The sequence below is a fragment of the Flavitalea plasmicola genome (assembly GCF_030546645.1).
Lineage (GTDB): Bacteria > Bacteroidota > Bacteroidia > Chitinophagales > Chitinophagaceae > Puia.
Window position 1 is genome coordinate 221,839 of record NZ_JAUOTO010000005.1, and the last position, 22,545, is coordinate 244,383.

The window sequence follows — 22,545 nt, forward strand, 5'->3', positions numbered from 1 at the left end:
GCCAAAATTATTGAAAGTTGTTTCGTAATTCCCTTTTTATAAACTGCTCCAATTCTTTCTTGTCAGGAAGTGCCACTAAATATTGAGAAACAAACAATTTGTCATCTAAACCCGCAGTGGCAAATTCAACGTGTTCCTGGTCTTTGTCGGTGCAGAGTAAGATCCCTACGGGAGCATTGTCTCCTTCTGCCATTTCATATTTTTTGTAATATTCCAGATATAAATTTAACTGCCCTGCATGCGAATGATGAAATCGTTCTGACTTTACCTCGATCAGCACGGTGCAATGCAGCAAGCGATGATAAAAAACAAGGGCTACAAAATGGTGCTCATTATCGACTACGATGCGCTTTTGACGTGCTTCAAAACAAAAGCCTTTACCCAGTTCCAAAAGAAATTGTTATAAATGTTCCAGTAACGCTTGCTCCAATCCTTTTTCAGGTAATACTTCTTGCTGTTTCAATCCTATAAATTCAAAGATATATGGATCGCGAATGAGTTCAGGAAAAGAATTTGACTGTAATTTAGAATGTGCCATTGCCATTAACTTCTCTTTGTTTTTGGACAGGCCCGTTCTTTCGTACAGCAAGCTGCCTACTTGTCTTTTAAGCTCTTTTACGCTCCAATTTCCTTTCAAGCATTCTAATTCATAAAATAATCTTTTCAAAGATTCATCAATCCGGATTAGTTCGGCAAAATGGGTATAAGAGACCTGGTTGAAAAGGTTAATGTATTGTGTTTCAGGTATTTGTGATTCAAGAAGTGGAGTTTTCAAGTGACTGTCACTGATTTTCACCAATTCGGGGGGCAGCAACCCCCGAATCTGACCATTGGCTGCAATGAGTGAGGCTGCCGCCGGATAGGCCAGATAAAACTGTCGATACCTGCGTAACTCTCTCTCATCAGTATTTGGAATAGACCGACTTTTCATTTCGGTGGAGATGTTTGCCAATAATGCTTTCCCATACCCTGCCCTGTCTCTTCCATTTTGCTCAAATTCGACAATATAAAAACCAAAGAACCAGTTACGCATGGTCAGTGAGATGTTGACGGCACGTATGCTTTGTTCTCTTAGCTCTTCATTAATTTTAGAGAGGGATAGGATAAGATCTGAAAAATCCATGCCTAATTATACTTATTGCCAAATGTAGACAAAAGTAAAAATCAGGAAAAATCAACTTCAATTTTTGCCCGCCATCAGGATCGCCCTCTTACAACTTGATCAACTTCCTCAAATACGTCTGCGTTCCCGTCCTGATCTGCACCACATACACTCCTGCCATCAATCCGCCGCAGGATATGGGCAGCGAGGAGCCCCCGGACCTGTTCAGCATGTTGACAAGCCTTCTCCCGGACACGTCGAACAGGCTGATGTCCTTGATCGGCTCTGCGCCGGCCACAACAGTGAAGAATGTATTGGCTGGATTGGGGAACATCAGGGGAGCATTCTCCCTGCTTAGCCGGACGAGTATCACGGGAGAGTAGGTAAACCTTCCGTCCATATCCACCTCTTTCAGGCGATAGTAATGGATGCCTTGCCCCGCCTCGTGATCTTCTGCGGTATACTGCTGTAAGGTGTGGCTATTGCCCACGGCTTTCCTGATAAGCGCGGTGGTGAAATGCACGCCGTCCTCGCTTCTTTCGACCTCGAAATGATCATTATTTTCTTCCGAAGCTGTCGCCCATTGCAAGGCAATGTACTGATCATCCACGCTCCTTCCGGAAAAGCGCACCAGCTGGATGGGGAGGGGTACCACCTGCAAATAGTTATCGGCAGTCGCAGTAGACAATACGGCGTTGTTATGGCTGGTGATCGCCAGGCCGGCGGATACGGGGCTGCTGTTGGCGCCGAAGCCCAGGTCGACGGTGGTCCCTACCTGCGTCCAGTTGAGTCCGTCCGGTGATGCATAGCCGCTGTATTGTGATCCACTCCTCGCCAGCTTGACCCAATAGGGCGCCACAGGTGTTGCGAGGGTGGTGGCAAAGACAGAGGTGGTATTGCCCCCTGTGGTATTGCGATACTGGAAGGTCGCACCCTCTCCGCTGGTGATCGCCATGAAAGCATTCCGGGAATCGGGGGTGAGGCTTTCCCGCATCATGATGCCGGCCTTATTCGCGGGGTTGCTGTTGTCCTGCGTGGCTATGCGTACGATGAGCTGTTCGTTGGTCGCCAGGGTGATGTAGGCAAAGCGGAAAGCGTCGGCGCTGCCGCCGATGTCGGCGCCCGATCCCGAGAGGGAGAAAGTGGTCCCGTTGTAGCAGGCATTTCCCGCCAGGCCGATGGCCCCGATGTCGGAGCTGGTCCACCGGGTAGGGAGGGGGCCGCAGCCGCCGCCGCATGCGGAGGTGGTGAAGGAGGAGGAAGCAGAGTAAGCGCTTTGCTGTCCCTGCGTACAGGTGGTGGCCACCTGGTACAAATAATCCGTGCCGCAGGAAAGGGCCTGTAAGCCCACCGAGTTGGTGGTGGTGGCCACGGTGGTCCAGCTGGCGTCGTTGACTGTTTTGTATTGCATCAGGTATCCCGTCGCATTGCCCACGGCCTGCCAGCTGATGCTGGCCCCGTTGGCGGAGATGCTGCCTGCCGTGAGACCCGAAGGAGGGAAGCAGGTGATGGGCGTTGTGCCGTAGACTTCCATTTCATTGATCGAATAGCCATTGGCGGTGCCCCGGGCGATGCCTTGCATCCGGACGAAGCGGCCGGAGGCATGGAGGTTCATCGTATTGAAAAGGGTACTGTTCGACGTTACATTTTGGGCCGTCGTCCAGTTGACGCCGTCGGGGGAGACGAGAATATTGTATTGCCTGCCATAGGCGGCTCCCCACTGGATGTTCAGGCGGCAGAGGTTGTATGTCACGCCGAGGTCGACGGTGAGGGATTGATTATCCGTATTGCTGCTGGTCCAGGCCGTAGCGGTATTGCCATCGAATGCCGCAGCGGGCGTGCCGGAGGTGGCCGTCGCCGTTTTGTTCAAAGCGATGTTGGGAGAATTGCAGGTGTCGACCCCGTTGTTCGTCAGCCCGTAGACAAGCAGGCGACCGGAAAAGGTGGCGAGATAGACCTTTCCATTTGCGACCGTTGGGCATACGAATTTGCCAAAACCGCCCACGTCATCGGTGGGATTGATCTTAGAATTCCACAGCTCCTGGGTTACATCATTGGCATTCACGGCGCGAAGGATGCCGGGACAGACGGATTGATTGGCATCGCAATTATTGGGATGGCTGACCCAGAGGATGGCGGTGGAGTCCACGGACCCGTTGGAGCTGACGGCCATGAGGGCGCCGCTGTTGCCGATGGGCCCCTGGATCCCGCTGTTGACCACATTCACGACACTCAACGTGTCGGCGGTCTTGTCCAAAGGGAAAGCCTTCAGGGCCGTATTCTCCGACCAGGTATATATCCATTCACGGGTGGCGCCTTTATAGTAGCCGAATGAAGAGTGGAGGTGCGCCAGCGGTCCGAGGTTGATGGTCTGCAATATTTGGTTGGCGGTGGCATTATAGCCGCCAAGATGGTTGACGTCGGCGAGGTATAAGCGACCGTCCTTGCAGCCTGTCAATGCACGGGTGGTGCCGGGTATCAGCAGCACTTGCGTGACACCGAAATCCAGGTCCGAGGCTTCAAGGTCCGGCCAGTTATAGGGCGTGAAGAAATCCGCCACGGTGAGCGTGGTGCCGGATGGGACCAGCTTCAGCAGGCTTTCCCCCCTGTTGGTAGGGTCGGAGAGATTGCCTCCTTTGCCCACGGTGCCATTACCGGTGGAGAGATAAATATTCCCTGCCTGGTCGGCAGCCGGGGCCGCGCCGCTCATCCAGATCCCCGCCTCGATGCCATCCGGCGTCGTATTGTATACCACTTTCTGCTGGAGGGTAGTCGCGTCATACCCCAGCAACCAGCCGTGATAGGGCTGCCAGTCGCAGTGGGAAGCATAGCCGATGTATACGATCCCGTTCAACAGGAGGAGGCCGGGACGTTGATTTTGTTTTTGGGGATCGAAATGGACGACACCGTTGACGTTGCCGAGGCCAGTTCCATTCACCTGTGCGATGATGAGCACAGGGCTGCCTGCCCTTTCCGCGCCCGTCGTGATATCCAGGGCATGCAGGTATTGCGAGAAGACGTTCGTGCCGTCAGTCGTCACACTGCGGGTGACGAGGTAGATGGTCTGTGCCGTCTTACTGATCACCGGCGTTCCGACGATCCCCATATTATTTGAAAAATCCCGGTAATTACCGTTGCCTCCGCAGGCGCCCGTCATATCCGAATTTTTGGGCGGCCTCGATCCGGAAGGGGTAAGATTGACCTGCCAGTATGGGTTGGTTCTCAGGCTGTCGGCGTCAAACGCGTACACCGTATTGTTTACGGTGGCCGCTAAGACCACGTCCCGCACACCTATTGCCGGAATATTGACACCCGTGACTACCAGGGGCTGTGCATACAGCTGGTCATCCACGGTGTAGCTGAATAATTTCGCAAAAGGGCCGGCTTTGACATTCTTTGTGTTAAGCCTGGTCTCGTGGTCATTCCATCCCGTGCGCTGAAGGTCGTTGTGCTGGGTCAGGACATCCACCTGGGAATAGACGGTTATTGCCTGGAGTAGAAGAAAACACCATAGGCCTGCAATGCTGATCTTTTTCATGCAGAAGGGTTTAGTATTGTCTGTCAAACCAATGACATAGGGGGGAGATCAGAATATTGTAGAATACGGGAGAAAGGAGGATAGTGGAAACTTACAACATAACAGAGGGGGATAGCACAGGTAAATAGAGCCTGGTGGTTAGTAAGCTATAAAAATATACATTTTTTTAATATTTCAGCATAAATAAAAAATGGGCAATGGGGCAGTAGCAGTATTTATGGATAGTGGCCTTCCCATTTCAGGATGGGATACTGACGGGAGTATTGTCAGGCCTTCTTTGAGATATAATCAAAGCAATCCCGCAAAATGCCATGCAGGTAATTACCCCCACGAAATTTTCCCCTTCTTTCCACTGCGGGTATAGTATGGCGTAATACATATGCAGCGAGAGTAGCCAGATAAATAATACTGCTGCTATCAAAAGCGTTATTTTTCTGGTCTTATATCCGGTGAAAATCGAAATAGCTGATCCCATCAACGCAATTCCTCCTATAAATGTCCAGAATTTGGGAAACGGGATATATTTCGGTACCAGGTGGCTTACTCCTGTCAAATTCACCATGTGTGCCACCGAAAAATTATATAACATCATGGCGAATAAATATATACCTATGGGAGTCAGCTTATAAAGGGAGAGCAGGATCCTGTTCCGCGGCCTGGGAGCATTGATGGTCGAGACCAGGAAAAAGCCTCCGCTCAATGCCAGGACCTTATTCAATTTTACCCAAAGATCGCTGTTGTCAGGGCCGGCGGCTAAAAATACAGGTAAGTGCGCAAAGAGAAATAGGGCTAAAAAGACCACTCCCATGATTAAGGAGAGGTTATGAAACTTTTTACCAATGATAATCAGCAGGCCTGTAATAATTAATATCAAAGCCGTCAGATAGACAATCCAGTATAATCCGGAAGGTATATTTGTCAGATTAGGTACAATGATCGGCCGGATGCCGGGGTATAGGAAATGAAGGATGCCGATACCTGCTATACAAATGCCGAAAAATATGCGGCCGGTGGCTAATAGATGCTTCACGATTTGAATGTTTAATTTAGAAATGATTTGTGGAGGCTGAGTATGAATCCATTGCAAATAAGCATATGGGGCAGACCGGTGCAAACTAAAAGCCCGACAAAAGCCTGCAAAAGCCAACAAATTCGAATTTCTGTGGGTCTGATGGGGGATTTTGGCTAAATTGAACAGGAGGTATCCATATCTATTATCATGAATGAACGCGACCTGGTAAAGGATGTTATTTTGGAGGTTTTCAACAAAAGCGGCTATACCGACACCGCCAAAATGGTCCAACGCGACTTTGACTATATCTCGTCCGAGATCGAAAAAAAGTCGGGCATACTGGTGAGCGGTACCACCATAAAAAGACTTTCGCTTGGAGATTTTAGCCGGCTCCCCCAGGTAGCCACCCTCAATGCGATCGCCAACTACTTCGATCACCAAACGTGGCAGGATCTTAAAATTTCCAGGACTAAAGTCATAGAGCCGGAGGCAGTCATAAAACCGGAGACAATCATTATGCCGGAGGAAGATATCTCTTCTCCCATTGCCAGGAAGCATGGATCCAGGGTCTTCAAGCACAAACTGGTTTATTTTACAGCTTCCATACTCGTCATCATTGCGATCTTCGGGTTTTTTTTACTTAAATCCAGGCCGGGCGGTGTTTCAAATGCGGAAAAAGCTACATTTTCCTGCCAAAGAAGTACCCGTAACGATTTGCCCAATACGGTCATATTCAATTATGATATAGACCATGTAGACGCAGATAGTTTTTTTATTCAGCAGTCATGGGATAAACGCAGGAGAATAAGGGTCTACAAGCATACGCATACCCTTACTGATATATACTACGAACCTGGCTATCATATCGCCAAGCTGATTGCCAACGATTCAATTATCAAGACAATTGATGTGCATATACCCACTGACAGGTGGTTTTTCTATGCCATCGATAATATTGCCAATTACATACCGGAGTATATAAATACAGACAAGTATTTAAATAATGGCATATTGGGACTATCTGCGCAACAAGTAAAGGAAAACAATATAGATATCACCAAGGACAAATTATACGAGTACACCTATTTTCCCAGTGAAATGACGGTGAAATCCAATAATTTCAGGTTAAAGACGAAGATTCGAATGAATGAAGTAAGGAATAGTTTATGTCCTTACATGACCATTGAACTATTTTGCCAGGGCTATTTCATCGTGATGAAAACGACAAATAGGGGATGTGCCAACCAGGCTTACCTGTTACTTGACCGGGAAATAAAGGGAAATGAAACAGATCTGACGGCATTGACATTTGATGTAAGCCAGTGGACGGATGTGGAAATTGCGTCAACGGACAATATTGTCCATATATATATTAATAATAAAGAAGTTTTTTCTGCGCCCAGCTTTGATCCTATCAAATACATCTCAGGCTTCGCTTTTATTTCAAATGGGTTGTGTGAAGTGGACGACCTTGAACTAACCGGGATGGATGGGAAAGTTGTATATAAAAAATGAATTTGCGGACCGCAGGTCAATGTTACTATCTTATCGGATATGGTAAACAAACAGATCATTCGGCCATTGGCCAGGTCGTCACACTGAGGCTTCTCAAATCATTTTATTGGAGATCTGGGTCGATCGGCTTAGCTAATATGTTTAGTTTAATAATGCTATTTATTTTAGTTTTGAAAGCTAAATATGATTGCTATGCTACAGGAATTATCGATCAATAAACAATACACAAAATGGCTTGTTGACATTAAACAAAAAATCCAGGTAGCGCAGATTAAGGCCGCCGTCAAAGTAAATCATGAATTACTGAATCTATATTGGGAGTTAGGGGAAGAGATATGTGAAAAACAGAAAAATACTAATTGGGGGGAGGCGTTGATTGATCAGCTATCCAAGGACCTTTCTAAAGCCTTTCCTGGGGTAAAAGGTTTTTCCCGCACAAATTTATTCTTCATGCGTAAATGGTTCCTTTTCTACCAAAATGCCGAAAAAGTCTCACAACTTGTGAGACAAATTCCTTGGGGGCATAATCGGGAGATCGTTATGAAATGTACCGATATCGAAGAAGCTATATTTTATGTTCAGGGTACGATTCAAAATAATTGGTCAAGAGCCATCCTATTAATCCAAATCGAAGGTAATCTATACAAGCGTCAGGGAAAAGCTATTCATAACTTTCAGGAAACATTACCAGATCCTCAGGCTGACCTAGCTAGGGAAGCTTTAAAAAATCCTTACAATTTTGACTTCTTGACTATGGGCAAACAAGCTCATGAGCGAGACATCGAAATAGCTCTTACGGATCACATACAAAAATTTCTTCTGGAACTTGGCCACGGATTTGCTTATATGGGTAAACAATATCATATTAATGTAGCAGGCGACGACTTTTTTTTAGATATGCTTTTTTATCATACCAGACTACGGTGCTATGTAGTAGTTGAATTGAAAGCAACGGAATTTCAACCGGAATTTGCAGGCAAGTTGAATTTTTACCTGAATATTGTCAACGCGCAACTTAAACATCCCAACGATCAACCCAGTATTGGCATTCTTCTCTGTAAAACACCAAAAAAAGTCATAGTGGAGTATGCGTTGGAAAATATTTCAAGCCCTTTAGGGGTTGCCGAGTATCAAATAATGAATTCTATTCCAGACAATTTGAAAGGAGACTTACCTTCAATTGAAGAGCTGGAAGAAGAACTTGTTAAACCGTCGAATTAATGTGAATCTATAGGCACCGATTTTCGCCATAATTTCCCTGCCTATTTATTTTCATGTATTGCTTTTTCCATGGATTGAATGTCCTTTTCGGAGTAATCGTCCAGCATAATGTTCATGACCCCTTTGCTGATTTTTGCACTGTTGTCTACAACGTATAAAAGCTTATTTGCGATGACCAGGGCTAACTTAGGATGTGCCGGATCTCCTGTTCCGTCTTGCAAATCTCTGGTCCCCTTTGCATCAAAGGTCAAGCATAAAGAGGTTATCGTTTTACCATTGTAGTCTTCTTTCTGAACCTTAGCACTACTTATATTATCAACGGAAGCAAACGGGGTTCGTGCGATAGAGAAAAAATTATTTGTATTTTCTTCCCGCATTTTCACCCCGTCCTGCGATGGTGCAAGGTAATAAAAGCCGGTTCGCATATATGTAGTATCCGCCGGACCGGATTTGACGGAGTCTACGGGACTGACGGAATCTAATTTTTTTGCATACCGGGGCATGTTGTTGTTGCAGGAGGCGCTTTGTATCAGAAATATCAAAGCGAGGTAGTTCATATGCTTCATAAGATTGATATGGTCTTGGGTTTGGGGGCTGTCAGTTGCATCTATCGGTTAAATATAGGCAGGATTTTTTAAATTGGACGTACGGTAGCTGCGAGGGATGCTACAACCGCCTGGATACCCTTACGCTGAAGGCTAAGAAGCCCGGACCGCCATTCATGCTAACGTCGGAACCGCGTGGCTCCCAGCTGGATGAGTTCCATCCGAAGAGGCCGAAGCGTAGCTCTGGCATCAGCACCCATTTGTCCCATTTGTCGAAGGACAGGTCGACCCCGATGGAGGAGGTAAAGAGGATCACTCCTTCGTTCCAGCCGTCCGTGTAGTTATAGCCTGATTCGGATGCGTAGGGTCCTGTGCCTTTGCCATTATTATGGAGGAACATGTATTGGGGACCCAGGCTGACAAATGGATAGAAACGGACGGCGCCTGTCTGGGATGGCGGCATATACACCGCACGGCCATAGGCATTGAGGCCCGCCGACCAGCCGCCGGAAGAGATGACGTCGTCGCCGGGCAGCCAGGCTCCTTTTGCTTTGCCGGTGGGACCCAGCAGCAGCTCGCCGCCGAGGTCGAATTGGAAAGCGCTGACCTGCCAGGCGCCTTTCTTTTCCAGACTAATGGACACGATGGCGCGGTTGATGCTATGGACGGGGTTGTGGTCATGCGGACTGGCGGAGCTGTGGTAGTACCAATAGGTCTGGTAGTGAAAATAGCCTAGTGACAGACCTGCATAAACCCCTTCCCTGTCGCCGGACTTTTGGGCCCGGGCAAAAAATGACAGTAGGGGAAAGAAGAGTAGAATAGTGAGATGTCGCATAATCCAGTTTTGAGTTGATAGTCAAAACTAGTGAGGCAAGGCCGGGCGCGCAATAGAATAAAGGTTATAGTCAGTGTGTGCCGGAGCCAGGTCCCCCGAAGAATTTATTGATGGCCTCGGTGCGATTTTGGACATGCAGCTTGTCGTAGATGTGGTGGATATGCTGGCGGACGGTGCCGGTGCTGATATCCAATTGCTGAGCGATCTCCTTGTACAGCAATCCCCTGGCCAGCAGCGTCAGTACTTCCTGCTCGCGGGTGGAGAGGGTCGCGGCGGCGGCGGGGCGCTGGAAGGAGGACACGACTTTGCGGGCGATGCTGGCGCTCATGGGTGAACCGCCTGCGTAAAGATCCCGGAGGGCCGTGATGATCCGGTCCGGCGGCGTATCCTTCAGCAGGTAGCCGCTGGCGCCTGCTGCCAGGGCTTCGAACACCTGGTCGCTGTTCTCGTAAATAGTGAACACGACAAACTGGATAGGGCTGTCGGCCGCTTTTAGCCTGCGGATGCAGTCGATGCCGGTGGATCCGGGCAGCGCGATGTCCATGATACAAAGGTCTGGGACATCCTGTACAAGACCGGTCATGGCCTCTTCCGCGCTGCCATAGGTGGACAGGCAGGTGAGGTCGGGCGTTTGATTTATGATGAAACGCATGCCTTCCCGGATCTCGGCGATATCTTCCACGATGCTGACGCGAATGTTATTCATTTTATAAAGGAACGTCCAAAAGGGCGATTTTTTAATATAACGAAAGTTATACAGGGGCCTGCAAATGGAGACGGACGCCATTGTCGATGGTCCATTCTATCTTTCCGCCTACCTGCTGCATCCTGCGGGACATATTCTTCAGCCCATTGCCAAAACGTTGTCCTGCCGACGGATCGAAACCTTTCCCGTTGTCATGAATGGTGATGGCTAAAGTGCTGCCGGTGACCGATATATCTATTTGCACGGTGCTGGCGGCGGAATGCCGTACGATGTTGTGCACTGCCTCTTTTACCACGAGGTAGAGGTTCCGCCGGAATTCCTGGCTAACAGCCAGCTGCGGCAGCGGGTCCTGCACGGAATAATGGAAGTCGATACCGGCGTTCTCCAGCATTTCGGCTGCATTGGTCCTGATATAAGCGACGAGGCTGTCCAGGGTGTCCTGCTCATCGTTCATGGTCCATATGATCTCATTCATTTTATGGATAAGACCTTCCGCTGTCTGCTGCATTTTAAGGGTGGTGGCTCTGCCCTGTTCGTCCGGAGGATGCAGGCCGCGGCCCAGGAATAGCAGGGATGTCAATCCGGAACCCATGTCGTCATGCATTTCCTGGCTGATGCGTTGCCGTTCGTGCTGCTGCCCTTCCAGCTTGGCTTTCAGCCGGACATTCTCCTGCTCGGCCTCCAGGGCACGGATGGCCCGCTGCTGCAGCTGCTGGCGCTGGCGGCTGAACCGCCAGGTGAGAATGAACAGGACGGTGAGCAGGGCGACAACGATGATGGCCGTGATCAGCCATGCCCGCTGCCGTATGGCCGCCTTGTCCTTTTCTTTCAGCTGCAGGTCTTTCTTCAGCAGGTCATGCTGCTGCTTCTCCACCGCGTATTTTGTTTCCAGCTCCTGGATATTTTTGAGAAGGGATGCATTCAGATAGGCTTCGCTGACAGAATCATACTGGTCCCGGTACTGGCGGGACAGGTCCGGATGGCGGAGCGCTATCTGGACATCCGACATCAGCAGCAGTGCATCGCGCCACATTTTTTTCTCACCATGCGCGCTGTCGAAAGCGATCGACTTCAGCAGCAGGCGTTGCGCATCATAATAGCGGGCGGTCTGGAAAAGCCCAATGGCAAGCCCCTGCGAAACGTGGGCCTGACCAGGGACGTCCTTCAGCGCTTGTGCAAGGGGAAGCGCTTTTTGAAATGCTATAATGGAAAGCGCAGGGTCATGCATCTTCTCATATGTATCTCCAATGTTGATCAGGGCTGTCTCCTCCATAACGCTGTCATGCAGCTGGCGGGCGATGGACAAGGCTCTTTCGATGTTTTTAAGGCCGCGGGACAGGTGGTTAAAGTCTTTTTCCAGATTGCCGAGGTTGATACGGGCATTGCCTTCCAGGTTCAGGTCGCGGCTCTTTTCTGCCAGGTCCAACGACTTTTGGGAATAGTCCAGCGCCTTTTCCGGCTGCTGCAGATCGCGGTAAAGGCCACTGAGGTTGTTATAGAGCGTAGACAGCATCTGGGCGTCTCCCATGCCTTCCGCCGCGGGCAAGGTCTTTAAATAATAGTCGACGGCGGTGGCATAGTCGCCCTTGTATTGATAGGCGGCGGCGGTATTTCCAAAGGCACGCACGTAGTTTACGCCGCTCAGCCCGTACTTTAAACAGGTGTAGACGGCCTGAAGGTTCAGCTGTATTGATTCATCGAATTTGCCCCTGGTGTTCAGCACGGATGCATAGTTGCTGACATACCGTATAAATCCGGCAGGATAGTGCAGCTGTTTGCTCAGCTGGCCGGCCCTTTCATAATAATACAGCGCTGAGTCCGGTTGATTATACTCGTACTGATTTCCCAATTGGATCAGCACGGGAACTTTCAACGTATCGTCAGGTTGGGTGGCGAGTAAATGCCACACGCTGTCCTTATTAAAACCCGGGGTCATCTGCGCGGTTGCCGGTCTGGCGACGAGCATCAACAAGATCAGCGCAAAAAGACAAGGTCCCTGCCGGATGGCGAGGTAAAACTTACGGATCATGGGCCGCTATTTCATTCTAAAATAGTGTTTTTCCCTGAGGACTAACTTTTGTTCTATTGTGGCGGCGCGCCGCCTTCGGTAGTTTTATAAAAAAAGACCATGCGCACTATTATCATCCTGCTTTTCACGGTGACCTGCGTCCTTTCCTGTTCCAAAAAAAATGACGGGGGCAATGCCGGAGGTAGTCCCATCGACGATATGGACCTGGCAAAACGTGCTGCTGCTCATATCCAGCGTGTCACCAACCCCGTCATCGCCGGCCTGGCGGGGAAGGACAGAACGGTCCGGGATAGCCTGATCAACGGGCCGGGATCCGGCTCCGTATTGTTGAATGCCGTCGCCAACGTCACCAACAGCGGGTCGGCCACCAGCACGCTTTCCGTAAAAACAGTGTCGGCATATCTGCAGTTCAATTCCTACAAGGATACTGCCGTCACCCTGAACGGTAGTTTGCAATATTATTATTATGATTATTACCGGATGGCCTGCAGCACTTCAGGTTGCGCGAGCTCATCAAAGACCAGCAGGAGTTATGATTCGAAGTATGTGCCTGCCGGCGGCGGGACTGAGGTGGAACATCCAATTGCCATCAGCTTTTCGTACAACGGGCGCAGCATCAAAGATACGATCGGGGTGTTGGTCTCCATGTCGACTGAGCGGAGGTCGACATACGTCACGGTGACGACCGCGGCAGGGAAGACCTTCAAATATTCTTATTAGTGCGGGGAGTGATGTCAATAGGGCATCTATTAGCGCCGGGAGTAATGTCAATAAGGCATCGGAAATCCATTCAGTCTTAGATAGATCAGGTAAGCGATCGCAATAATAGGGATCAGCAGTACCCAGTTCCTTCGTTTGGCATTGGTGGGAACGTTTTTGCTTGTTTGTATCTCATAGAGCGCCCAAACAATAAATCCAATCAGCAGGGGACCGCAGATCAATGTTACTATCTTATTGGGCACGGTGTACAAACAGATGATCATTCCAATGGCAAGGAAGGCGAGTGCTGCCCGGAGTTTCCGGTTGCGTGCGTCCTTCTTATTTTCCGCCACCGGGGCCAGTTGCTGCAGGCGCTCTTCCACCAATGCCGGGTTCTCTATCCAATGAGGTATAAAGATCATGTCTGTCCTGTCCACTCCTTTGACTATAAAGCTTCCTTTTTTTGTTTTAATGATCTCCCGTATTTCCAGGGAGCTGATCGACAAAGGCGGGGTGTTCATTTGTTCACGGGTTACGCCGTTTTCTGAGATCGTCACACAGTAGCTGTGCAGGAATTTCTTTTGTTTTTTGAAGCTGCGGTAGATATTGAAGGCAAACAGCACTGCCAGGAAAGGGATTACATAAGGTAATACGTTGATATCTCCCGGATTGGCTGTGTAGAAGTTGGTTGCAACGATGATGCCGGTGGTTATCACCGTCAGCGCCGCGGTGAGGATCAACCATTTCCTGACGATTTTTTTATGGCCGTCTTTGTCCATCCTGAATTGCTGCATAGTGGGGTGCTGCCGGTGGGTATGGCCGGCAGGACAATATAGAAAATTATATTCGGATCGGGAATAGGCTGCGAGTAGTTACATTTAAATAATTGATTTACAAACGCTAATTCGCAGGTAAAACTATGTTGTTCGCTGATCGCGATTTGCAAACAGCAAACACATTCAGCCATTGTATGGGTCTGTCGTTAAAGCCGTCAAACAAGACGAAATATTATATAAATTGCTCGCGAGTATTGACATAATCAGAGTAGGACGTACAAGAGAATTAAAAGTTGCCATAGAAGAACTGCAAAAAATTATCCTATGAGTCATCGCGATAATATAACCAGGATCAAAGCTGCCTATCTGGCTCTTGAAGAACATGGAAATACAGAAAGCTATCAACCAGTACACCTAAAAGAAAACATGAGTCATAAACACGAACAAAAACAGACAAAGCATTCGTATTGAAAAATTTCAAATTAAGAGCCGATCAAATTGCAACACTAATAGAGAAACCCGGAGCTGCTACGGCTACCGACATGATAACAGTCGAAGGAAGGGATGTAGGCTATATGTATCGGGAGAAAGCCTTAGCACAAGGCGATACAGGTTGGCGTTTTTTTTCCGGAGATGAAGACGAAAATTATATTAAAAATAATGACAACACTGGCATATACAACATCAACACCATCGCCAATTATGATCCATCCATTATGGCATATCTAAACGAGCCACCCGGAAGTGCATGGGAAAGAATTCCCGGTACGAACAAATTTGAGCGGGTGGACCAAAATAGGTAGTGCTTTGAATGGGCAAGAAGCTATTTCTTCCTGATCAGTTTCCACTTCAGTTGACCAAAATCGACCACACCGCAGCTGTTGTCAGTGCTGTCATAACCTTCCAGGCAATTCAGCTTGTAAAGGAGCAAGGTATCGCTGATGAATTTGAAAGCATATTTCGGCGATTTGTATACATCCGAATCCATTCCCAACCAGAGCTGATCCACGTCCAGACCAGGCCCAATATAGTCCACGTTGGGAGTAAAATATTTCATTGAATCCAACCCATAGACCCGGCCATCACCCGAGAAACTAACTTTTGCTCCATTCTCTAATTGATAGTTCCCGGCAAATAACAATTCTTCCACGATGTTGTAATCATACTTTTCGCGATCAGGGTGCTTAAATCTGACGAAATATTGATGGCCGATCCTGATTTCCTCCGGGGAAAGGGCCATGATTTCGCCCGAATCACCCATCGTGTATTTGCCGCCTTTCTGCAAAATCTTTTCATCTTCACCTTCATGAAAATTAAATACGATGTGAGCATATTTGTCAGTGTCGCTTCGAAACTCTATGCACGGTTCCCTCGCAGCACTTATCGCAGCCCGTGGGGAGCCGGTGGCCAGCAGCGTATCCAGATAGGCTTTGTTCACCCATACCCCGGTCAGGGAAAGGGCGGTGTCATTCCTTGTCTTTATCAGGCTGTCACCGCCTGATCTTTGGGCAGCGGAGCTATTATTCCCGCCGCAGGACAGGTTTAAACAGACTAACGATAGAATTGACAGCCAAAATAAGATCCGTCTTCCGGTGAGGAGTTCGATTTCCATACGCCTGCGAATATAAAAGAAAAAGGTATCTTTTCACATACCTCGCAGCGACGCCGGCGGGAATGACTGCGCTGATCCCGATACCCCTGCGAGGGGTTGACCGGATTGGACACTTTTCAAACCGATTTCCTGGCGATTTGAGGTTAATTGCTGATATAAGTGCTTGATAATCTCGCTGCTCCTGTGGGCGACGGGTTACATTTGGGTAACTACTTGTTTGGTCTTCTCACTTCCGCTATTTTTAAGCATGGTACTGGAAAACAAAAAAGTGTTGATTGTCGGAGGCAGCCACGGGATGGGTCTGGGCGCCGCCCGCACTGCAGTCAGATCCGGGGCGGACGTCGTTATTGCCGGGCGTGATGTAGAGCAGCTTCGCCTGTCGAAGGAAGTGTTGGGGCCAAAATCCCGGACGATTTGCTTCGATTTGACTGACGCCACGACCTATGTTGGATTTTTCGAAGCAGTGGGCAATTTCGATCACCTCTTTATTTCTGCCTCCCCAGGAGGGGAGAGCCGGTTTGAAGCCGAATACCAAAACATCCAAAACTCTTACCTCTACGGTAAATTCTGGCACACTTTTATGTTCCTTCAACAGGCAGTCCGACGTATCAACACCGGTGGGTCCATCACACTTATGTCCGGCGGCTACGCGGTCCGGCCTCATCCGGACTATACCCTGGTCACCGTCGCATTCGCGGCAACCGAAGGGCTGGCCAGGGCGATGGCGGTCTCGCTGGCTCCAATCAGGGTCAACGCCATCCGCCCGACCTATATAGACAAAGAAGGTAACCATACTTCTATCGACAAAAACCTGGTGGGTTACCAAGGGACCAACGGAGACATAGGTCATGCGGTAGTCTTTTTGATGAGCAATGCATACATGACCGGGCAGGTCCTCGAAATAGACGGAGGAGCAAGCATAAAATTATGAAGCTGCTGCTACTTGCCTTTCGCGCGGCCCTTCTTTTTGCGCAAACTAGCGTTCAGGCCCAGGGCAACGCCATCGCGCATGATTATCCGGAGAACAGAACCAGGATCAGACATTAAACACGCAAAAAAATGGACAGAATCCGCTATTTGAATGCCCTACGGGAACAAAAGAATTCTCCACGGTTTGATCACTTCCTGTCGATGGTGCAACAGGCAGGCAATTGCCCCGTGAGGCTGACCAACAATATTATCGGCGGCAAATGGAAGCCAGTGATCCTTAATCTTATCGTCCACGAAGCAAACAGATTCGGCGAGATTCTGCATATCGTTGAGGGATTGAGCAAAAAAGTTCTTACTACGCATCTTAGAGAACTCGAAGCGGCGGGCATCGTCGAGCGGAGAGAGTATCAACAAAAACCTAAGAAAGTAGAATACATCCTTACAGAAAAGGGAAAGACTTTTATCCCGGTGATCGAAGCGATGTGCAAATGGGGAATAGATTCAAAAAGCATTACAGCCGCGGGTTAAGCCTTTTACGCTTTGTGTGAACAAACTCCCACGCTATCGCGCCCCGCACATACGTGCGAGCCTTTGTGGAATTTCCACACGCGGTCGCTCAGGACCCGAAAATAATTCGCCGATCATTCGCTGCAAGAGGACGCGATAGCGTCCGAACCTAGAAGGGACAGCTTCTGCGCGTGGCTCTATTCAGCCCTTAAGGATTTTATGGGGTTAGCGAGGGCCGCGCGGACGGTCTGAATACTGACCGTCAACAGGGCAATGGCGAGGGCAACGGCGCCGGCCACGAGGAAGATCCACCAGCTGATCTCCGTACGATAGGCAAACGTCTCGAGCCATTTGTACATGGCCCACCACGCGACGGGGAAGGAGATGAGCGCAGCGATCCCGACAAGCATCGTGAAGTCCTTGCTGAGCAGACCGACGATACCGCTGACGCGGGCGCCGAGGACCTTGCGGATCCCGATCTCCTTGGTGCGTTGTTCGGCAGCATAGGTAACCAGGCCGAAGAGACCGAGGCAGGCAATGAGGATGGCGAAGACGGCGAAGGTGATGAATATCTGGCCGGTCTGCTGATCGGCATGATACAATTTATCAAAGTCGTTATCCATGAAGGTGTAGCTGAAGGGCAGTCCTTGCTTAGCGGCATGGAACTTACTTTCCACCTGCCGGACGAGACTGAATACATCATTCGAGTGGAAGCGGACGGCCATGGTGCTCCAGTTATACGTGTTGACCACCATAACAAGGGGATGGATCTTGTCATGCATGGAGTTGTAGTTGAAATCCTTTACGACGCCGACGACATGATAGGTGATAGTCTTGAACTCATCATCATGATTGTAGAGGATCAGGTTGAGCGGGTCCTTCACGCCGAGCATCGCTACGGCGGCTTCATTGAGGAGGATGGCGGTGGAGTCGGTAGGAAATTGCGCGAGGTCGATGTTGCGGCCTTTGACGATCTGCATGCCGAGGGTGGGAACATAATGGTCGTCGACCCTGAGCGTAGTCATGATGATCGCCTTCCTGGCGTCGAGCGAGGCATCCCGGAACCAGCCTTCCTGCCAGTACAGGTCTTGGACGGTGAGGATGTCGGGGGTGGCGGTTGCATCGGTGACCCCGGCAAGGGTGAGCAGGTTCTTACGAAGATTGGTCGTGCCATCCCGGCCGAGTGGCCAGGTATTATGGAGGACGAGTACCTGATCCCGACGAAAGCCGACTTCCTTATTTCGAATATAATGCAGCTGGCGATAGATGACGAGGGTACTGACGATGAGGCCAATGGAAATAAAAAATTGAAAGACCACCAGGCTGCTGCGGAGCCAGCTGCTCCTGAAGCCCGCGGCTATCTTTCCTTTCAATACATCCATCGGCTGAAAGGAAGAAAGGTAGAAGGCTGGGTAGCTGCCTGCGAGACAGCCGACCACCAGCACCAGGAGGATGAGAATGGGCAGGAACCGGCCGCTGAAGAGCGCGTCGGGATGGAGCGATTTGCCGGCGAGCTGATTGAACATCGGTAGCAGCAGGACAGCGATGCAAAGGGCGAGGACGAGGGAGAAGAGGCTGAGCAGGATGGACTCGGTGAGGAACTGCATGATGAGGTGTCCTTTCGTCGAGCCGGCGACCTTGCGGATGCCCACTTCCTTGGCGCGGTTGGCGGAGCGGGCGGTGCTGAGGTTCATGAAATTGACGCAGGCGATCAGGAGGATGAGCACGGCGATGACAGAGAAGATGTATACGAACTGGATATTGCTGTTGGCTTCGAGCTCACCAGACTTATTGGAATGGAGGTGCACATCGGTGAGGGGAAAGATGGGGCACCGGAAATGATTACCCGCTTTCTCGAGGTCGGCGCCCGAAGCGTGGAACATTCCCTGGAGGGCCGGGCTGATATGGAGGTTGACCACTTCGTTTACATCCTTCTGGACCTCCGCTCGCGTAGTGCCGGGTCGGGCAAGGATATAGGTATAATAAGCATTGCTTACCCAGTCGTTGTCACTGGGGTCATTAAAGTTGTAGGCTTCGCGGATGGGACGAATGAAGCTGAAATGGAACTGGGACTGTTCCGGCATGTCCCGGATGACCCCCGTGATCTTGAGGGGGGTATTGTTACCCCCTACCTCCAGGGTGCGGCCGATGACATCGGTGCTGTTGAAATAGCGGCGGGCGGCACTTTCATCGATCACGATGGAATGAGGGTTGTTGAGGGCGGTATTGGGGTCGCCGGCGATCATGGGCAGCGTGAAGACTTTGAAGATCGTCGAGTCGGCGAAGGTGAAGTGATGGTCGAGGACGTGGTCGTTGCCCTTCCTCACCAGCAGGTTGCCCGTGTTGCGGAACCTGACCATCTGCTGGATCTTCGGATAGGAAGCGACCAGCGTGGGGCCGAAAAATTTGGAGGTGGTGGCAGCGTCGTACTGGGTGTTATTGAAGTAGAGATCCTCATCGATCCGATAGATGCGGTCGGCGTTGACGTTGTAGCGATCGTAACTGAGCTCATCGGTGACGTACAGGACGATCAGCAGACAGACCCCGAGGCCGGCAGCGAGGCCGATGACGTTGAGGGCGGTAAAGCCCTTGCTTTTCCTGAGGCTGCGGAAGGCTATCTTGAGATAGTTGCGGAACATGGGATGGTCAGTATTATATGACGAGTAAAGCGGCCGGGACATTTGGATGATCCCAAAAGAGTGCCGGGTTTATAAAGTATTGAAGACCACTATTCTGTCAAGGCCTGTGAGAGAGAACGATGTTCGGTTTCGATACAGCAATCGTGCAGAAACGAGCATCGGCGGGGGATGCGGGGAATTCGTACAAACTGCCTATACCGCGAGAATTACTAATTTTGCACGCCATATAATATTATAATAATGAATATAAAGGAATTTATTGAAGCTGCATTACTGGAAGATGTGGGACCAGGTGACTATTCCACATTGGCCAGCATACCTGCCAGCGCCAAGGGCAAAGCGATATTGAAAATAAAAGAAGACGGTATTATTGCGGGTATAAGCCTCTCCAAAGAAATATTTTATCACATAGAGCCCAACGCGGTTTTTACCCCTCACAAAAATGACGGCGATAAAGTAAGCAATGGCGAAATAGCCTTTGAAGTAGCTGCCGCCGTGCATACTATACTGAAGGCCGAACGATTGGTGCTTAACTGTATGCAGCGCATGAGCGGCATTGCTACGCTTACCCGGCAGTATGTGAACGCGATAAAGGAATACCCGGCAAAAATATTAGACACCCGCAAGACCACGCCTTTGTTCAGGGCTTATGAAAAAGAGGCGGTGCGTACAGGTGGCGGCACGAACCTCCGCATGGGGCTGTATGACATGGTGATGCTGAAAGATAACCATATAGATTTTTGCGGCGGCATAGAGAAGGCGATAGAGCAAACCAATAATTACCTGCGCGCCAATAGACTTGACCTGAAAATAGAAGTGGAAACTCGCAATATAGATGATGTAAAGAAAGTGTTGGCTACCGGCAATATACATCGCATAATGCTGGACAACTATACTCCCGCGCAGGTTGAAGAAGCGGTGGCATTAATAGGCGGCAGATACGAAACAGAAGCTTCTGGCGGCATTACGCTTGATAACATCGTGGATTATGCACGCACTGGAGTGGATTATATATCTGTTGGCGCCATCATTAACCATGCTGTAAGCATGGATCTGAGCCTTAAGGCGAACATACTATGAGCAAGAAACACCTTGGTTTTATCATTTTATATTGAGCGATGCCGTGGGCCATTAGTCAAGTAGAAAGGAAAGAACTGGTAAGATTGAGTTTTCTCTTTCCCATTCCATAACGGAAAGGCTCAATATCGGCCATTTTTTGATTTGCTGCATAAAGCCGTATAGTGGCAAGTACGGTGGTCGCAATAAAATGAGTTTTCTATCAGTTTATCATATATTTTGGGGGCAAAGGTTTTTCAAGGCGACCTGGCTGTACGATTTTCGAACTCATTTCTAATTGATTTAAGACGTGTAGTGAATCTAGCTTTCTGAAAAGGAGCAATTTATTATATTTTCATTTAGAGGCGGTTAGGATTGAATTAATTTACAAATTTTAATCATATTATCCGGGTGTGAAATCCACTAGACTTTTTAAAATATCTTAGTTATCTAATTTGATGCCTGGTATGAAAATAAGTGACCCCCTTATGCTCGCAAAGACATCCCTTCTCGGTTTGTCACTCGGCGACGCCTTTGGCGAAACATTCTTTGGTGAAGAAGAAAAAATTACAAGTAGAATACACCTAAGAGAGCTCCAGGAGGGCGATTGGTTCTTTACTGATGATACCGTCATGAGTATTGGGATATTCAACATACTATCAAAACATAATAAAATAGAACAAGATCAGCTTGCCAGGGAGTTTGCAGATAATTATTTGTTAGACAATTATCGGGGCTACGGGGGCACCGCACACTCTATTTTAAAAGACCTTGCAGGAGGTAAGCATTGGAAAGAAGTGAGCAGTAGAGCATTTGACGGGATGGGTTCAATGGGAAATGGCGCGGCAATGCGTTCCGGTCCGATCGGAGCTTATTTCCATGAACATGTTGAGAAAGTGATCGAGCAGGCTACGTTGGCAGCTGAGGTTACTCATTTTCACAACGAGGCAATTGCCGGGGCTATAGCTGTCGCTTTGGCAGCCTGCATATGTACGCGGGCCGGATTGAGTGGCAAATCCTTACCTGCAAAGGAGTTTTTCGAGTTTGTAATGGTAAATATGCCCGAAAGCGATGTAAAGTATAAAATTAGGAAGGCAGCAACGCTTCCCCGAAATTATGATATCAGAACGATCGTCTCCATTTTAGGGAATGGAATCAAATTAACTGCTCAGGATACCATACCTTTTGCGCTGTGGTGTGCTGGTTATCATACAGATAATTTCGAAGAGGCGATCTGGACCGCCGTAAGTGGACTTGGCGACAGAGATACCATTGCTGCGATTGTAGGAAGTATCGTTGCGTTAGTAGCTGACGAAAATACCATTCCTGAACAATGGGTAAAACAAGCGGAACGATTTGATAGTTCTGTATTTTTCAAATGATATGGAAAGCTATTTACAAGTCCTGGATATTTTATTCACAGAATTTTGACAACCATTTCGAGTGAGAAATCCCTGAGGCTGTGTAGAAGCAAGAAGCCAGTCTGGAGTTACAGAAAAATGGGATTTGTAATGCAGATCTATTTTGTTTCTCAAAACCACTTCAAAAATACCTAAAACGGCGAGAAAGGCTTGTGACATTCGAATGTTTGCTCGATATAGACTGAGCGTCTTCCGGGTTTTTGTTTTTTAGCCCTTAGTGTTCCATTTGCCCTTTCTCAACCCGTCGCTTTTAACTCATGTCTATCTTCAATAACGGCCCATTTAAAGACTGTCAAATTGCTCTTTAGTAATAGCTGGAATAATTAACCCTTTTTACTGGTATGGGTAGTTGATAAAATCAGCCCCATTAATTTAGAAGCCATCATATTGGCCATATGAAAA

At 48.9% G+C, this 22,545-nt stretch carries 19 protein-coding genes; 8 read left to right on the plus strand and 11 right to left on the minus strand.

What is annotated here, in order from left to right; all coding sequences use genetic code 11:
- Positions 1-7: 7 nt before the first annotated feature.
- The 4 genes from Q4E93_RS19250 to Q4E93_RS19265 form a co-directional block, all read right to left on the minus strand.
- Positions 8-391 carry a PDDEXK nuclease domain-containing protein gene (locus Q4E93_RS19250; RefSeq protein ID WP_303587971.1) on the minus strand — a complete coding sequence of 128 codons (384 nt, stop codon included), beginning with the start codon at positions 389-391 and terminating at the stop codon, positions 8-10.
- A gap of 9 nt (positions 392-400) precedes the next feature.
- Positions 401-1,123, minus strand: coding sequence for a DUF1016 N-terminal domain-containing protein (locus Q4E93_RS19255; RefSeq protein ID WP_303587973.1), 723 nt, complete (start codon positions 1,121-1,123; stop codon positions 401-403).
- Between the two features lie 88 nt (positions 1,124-1,211).
- Positions 1,212-4,640, minus strand: a complete 3,429-nt coding sequence (locus tag Q4E93_RS19260; protein WP_303587975.1) for a discoidin domain-containing protein — start codon at positions 4,638-4,640, stop codon at positions 1,212-1,214.
- Between the two features lie 238 nt (positions 4,641-4,878).
- The gene (locus tag Q4E93_RS19265; RefSeq protein ID WP_303587977.1) at positions 4,879-5,787 is read right to left on the minus strand and encodes a DoxX-related protein; all 909 of its coding nucleotides are present in this window, start codon (positions 5,785-5,787) and stop codon (positions 4,879-4,881) included.
- 72 nt (positions 5,788-5,859) lie between these two features.
- Here Q4E93_RS19265 and Q4E93_RS19270 point away from each other — a divergent pair, with 72 nt between their 5' ends.
- Both Q4E93_RS19270 and Q4E93_RS19275 read left to right on the plus strand, forming a co-directional pair.
- Positions 5,860-7,167 carry a hypothetical protein gene (locus Q4E93_RS19270; RefSeq protein ID WP_303587979.1) on the plus strand — a complete coding sequence of 436 codons (1,308 nt, stop codon included), beginning with the start codon at positions 5,860-5,862 and terminating at the stop codon, positions 7,165-7,167.
- Between the two features lie 192 nt (positions 7,168-7,359).
- Positions 7,360-8,388 (plus strand): PDDEXK nuclease domain-containing protein, encoded by a 1,029-nt coding sequence (locus Q4E93_RS19275; RefSeq protein WP_303587981.1) that lies wholly within the window; start codon positions 7,360-7,362, stop codon positions 8,386-8,388.
- 41 nt (positions 8,389-8,429) lie between these two features.
- Here Q4E93_RS19275 and Q4E93_RS19280 read toward each other — a convergent pair whose 3' ends face one another.
- The 4 genes from Q4E93_RS19280 to Q4E93_RS19295 form a co-directional block, all read right to left on the minus strand.
- Entirely contained in the window at positions 8,430-8,945 is a 516-nt protein-coding gene (locus Q4E93_RS19280) for a hypothetical protein (RefSeq protein ID WP_303587983.1), read from the minus strand.
- Positions 8,946-9,054: 109 nt separating this feature from the next.
- Positions 9,055-9,768 carry a hypothetical protein gene (locus Q4E93_RS19285; RefSeq protein WP_303587985.1) on the minus strand — a complete coding sequence of 238 codons (714 nt, stop codon included), beginning with the start codon at positions 9,766-9,768 and terminating at the stop codon, positions 9,055-9,057.
- 70 nt (positions 9,769-9,838) lie between these two features.
- Positions 9,839-10,474: a response regulator gene (locus Q4E93_RS19290; protein WP_303587987.1), complete on the minus strand. Its 636-nt coding sequence runs from the start codon at positions 10,472-10,474 to the stop codon at positions 9,839-9,841.
- A gap of 46 nt (positions 10,475-10,520) precedes the next feature.
- Positions 10,521-12,503 (minus strand): tetratricopeptide repeat-containing sensor histidine kinase, encoded by a 1,983-nt coding sequence (locus Q4E93_RS19295; protein ID WP_303587989.1) that lies wholly within the window; start codon positions 12,501-12,503, stop codon positions 10,521-10,523.
- Between the two features lie 99 nt (positions 12,504-12,602).
- On the opposite strand from Q4E93_RS19295, the gene Q4E93_RS19300 reads away from it, so the two are divergent.
- Positions 12,603-13,223 (plus strand): hypothetical protein, encoded by a 621-nt coding sequence (locus Q4E93_RS19300; RefSeq protein WP_303587991.1) that lies wholly within the window; start codon positions 12,603-12,605, stop codon positions 13,221-13,223.
- A gap of 47 nt (positions 13,224-13,270) precedes the next feature.
- On the opposite strand, the gene Q4E93_RS19305 is transcribed toward Q4E93_RS19300, so the two are convergent.
- A complete protein-coding gene (locus Q4E93_RS19305) occupies positions 13,271-13,996 on the minus strand; it encodes a hypothetical protein (protein ID WP_303587992.1) in 726 nt (241 codons plus the stop codon).
- A gap of 449 nt (positions 13,997-14,445) precedes the next feature.
- Between Q4E93_RS19305 and Q4E93_RS19310 the strand changes: the two genes are divergently transcribed.
- Positions 14,446-14,781 (plus strand): DUF2185 domain-containing protein, encoded by a 336-nt coding sequence (locus tag Q4E93_RS19310; RefSeq protein WP_303587994.1) that lies wholly within the window; start codon positions 14,446-14,448, stop codon positions 14,779-14,781.
- A gap of 20 nt (positions 14,782-14,801) precedes the next feature.
- On the opposite strand, the gene Q4E93_RS19315 is transcribed toward Q4E93_RS19310, so the two are convergent.
- Positions 14,802-15,590 carry a hypothetical protein gene (locus Q4E93_RS19315; protein WP_303587996.1) on the minus strand — a complete coding sequence of 263 codons (789 nt, stop codon included), beginning with the start codon at positions 15,588-15,590 and terminating at the stop codon, positions 14,802-14,804.
- Between the two features lie 247 nt (positions 15,591-15,837).
- Here Q4E93_RS19315 and Q4E93_RS19320 point away from each other — a divergent pair, with 247 nt between their 5' ends.
- Positions 15,838-16,521: an SDR family oxidoreductase gene (locus Q4E93_RS19320; protein WP_303587998.1), complete on the plus strand. Its 684-nt coding sequence runs from the start codon at positions 15,838-15,840 to the stop codon at positions 16,519-16,521.
- A gap of 128 nt (positions 16,522-16,649) precedes the next feature.
- Entirely contained in the window at positions 16,650-17,048 is a 399-nt protein-coding gene (locus Q4E93_RS19325) for a winged helix-turn-helix transcriptional regulator (RefSeq protein WP_303588000.1), read from the plus strand.
- Positions 17,049-17,224: 176 nt separating this feature from the next.
- Here the strand turns inward: Q4E93_RS19325 and Q4E93_RS19330 are convergent, their stop codons facing one another.
- Positions 17,225-19,666, minus strand: a complete 2,442-nt coding sequence (locus Q4E93_RS19330; protein WP_303588002.1) for an ABC transporter permease — start codon at positions 19,664-19,666, stop codon at positions 17,225-17,227.
- A gap of 240 nt (positions 19,667-19,906) precedes the next feature.
- On the opposite strand from Q4E93_RS19330, the gene nadC reads away from it, so the two are divergent.
- Both nadC and Q4E93_RS19340 read left to right on the plus strand, forming a co-directional pair.
- Entirely contained in the window at positions 19,907-20,746 is an 840-nt protein-coding gene (nadC, locus tag Q4E93_RS19335) for a carboxylating nicotinate-nucleotide diphosphorylase (protein WP_303588004.1), read from the plus strand.
- A gap of 464 nt (positions 20,747-21,210) precedes the next feature.
- A complete protein-coding gene (locus Q4E93_RS19340) occupies positions 21,211-22,104 on the plus strand; it encodes an ADP-ribosylglycohydrolase family protein (RefSeq protein WP_303588006.1) in 894 nt (297 codons plus the stop codon).
- Positions 22,105-22,545: the final 441 nt, after the last annotated feature.

What these genes read in the sequence shown, in the direction of transcription:
- Q4E93_RS19255 (WP_303587973.1), bottom strand. Translation starts at nt 1,123, where the DNA reads ATGGATTTTTCAGATCTTATCCTATCCCTCTCTAAAATTAATGAAGAG.
- Q4E93_RS19260 (WP_303587975.1), bottom strand. Translation starts at nt 4,640, where the DNA reads ATGAAAAAGATCAGCATTGCAGGCCTATGGTGTTTTCTTCTACTCCAG.
- Q4E93_RS19270 (WP_303587979.1), top strand. Translation starts at nt 5,860, where the DNA reads ATGAATGAACGCGACCTGGTAAAGGATGTTATTTTGGAGGTTTTCAAC.
- Q4E93_RS19275 (WP_303587981.1), top strand. Translation starts at nt 7,360, where the DNA reads ATGCTACAGGAATTATCGATCAATAAACAATACACAAAATGGCTTGTT.
- Q4E93_RS19280 (WP_303587983.1), bottom strand. Translation starts at nt 8,945, where the DNA reads ATGAACTACCTCGCTTTGATATTTCTGATACAAAGCGCCTCCTGCAAC.
- Q4E93_RS19285 (WP_303587985.1), bottom strand. Translation starts at nt 9,768, where the DNA reads ATGCGACATCTCACTATTCTACTCTTCTTTCCCCTACTGTCATTTTTT.
- Q4E93_RS19290 (WP_303587987.1), bottom strand. Translation starts at nt 10,474, where the DNA reads ATGAATAACATTCGCGTCAGCATCGTGGAAGATATCGCCGAGATCCGG.
- Q4E93_RS19295 (WP_303587989.1), bottom strand. Translation starts at nt 12,503, where the DNA reads ATGATCCGTAAGTTTTACCTCGCCATCCGGCAGGGACCTTGTCTTTTT.
- Q4E93_RS19300 (WP_303587991.1), top strand. Translation starts at nt 12,603, where the DNA reads ATGCGCACTATTATCATCCTGCTTTTCACGGTGACCTGCGTCCTTTCC.
- Q4E93_RS19305 (WP_303587992.1), bottom strand. Translation starts at nt 13,996, where the DNA reads ATGCAGCAATTCAGGATGGACAAAGACGGCCATAAAAAAATCGTCAGG.
- Q4E93_RS19315 (WP_303587996.1), bottom strand. Translation starts at nt 15,590, where the DNA reads ATGGAAATCGAACTCCTCACCGGAAGACGGATCTTATTTTGGCTGTCA.
- Q4E93_RS19320 (WP_303587998.1), top strand. Translation starts at nt 15,838, where the DNA reads ATGGTACTGGAAAACAAAAAAGTGTTGATTGTCGGAGGCAGCCACGGG.
- Q4E93_RS19325 (WP_303588000.1), top strand. Translation starts at nt 16,650, where the DNA reads ATGGACAGAATCCGCTATTTGAATGCCCTACGGGAACAAAAGAATTCT.
- Q4E93_RS19330 (WP_303588002.1), bottom strand. Translation starts at nt 19,666, where the DNA reads ATGTTCCGCAACTATCTCAAGATAGCCTTCCGCAGCCTCAGGAAAAGC.
- nadC (WP_303588004.1), top strand. Translation starts at nt 19,907, where the DNA reads ATGAATATAAAGGAATTTATTGAAGCTGCATTACTGGAAGATGTGGGA.
- Q4E93_RS19340 (WP_303588006.1), top strand. Translation starts at nt 21,211, where the DNA reads ATGCTCGCAAAGACATCCCTTCTCGGTTTGTCACTCGGCGACGCCTTT.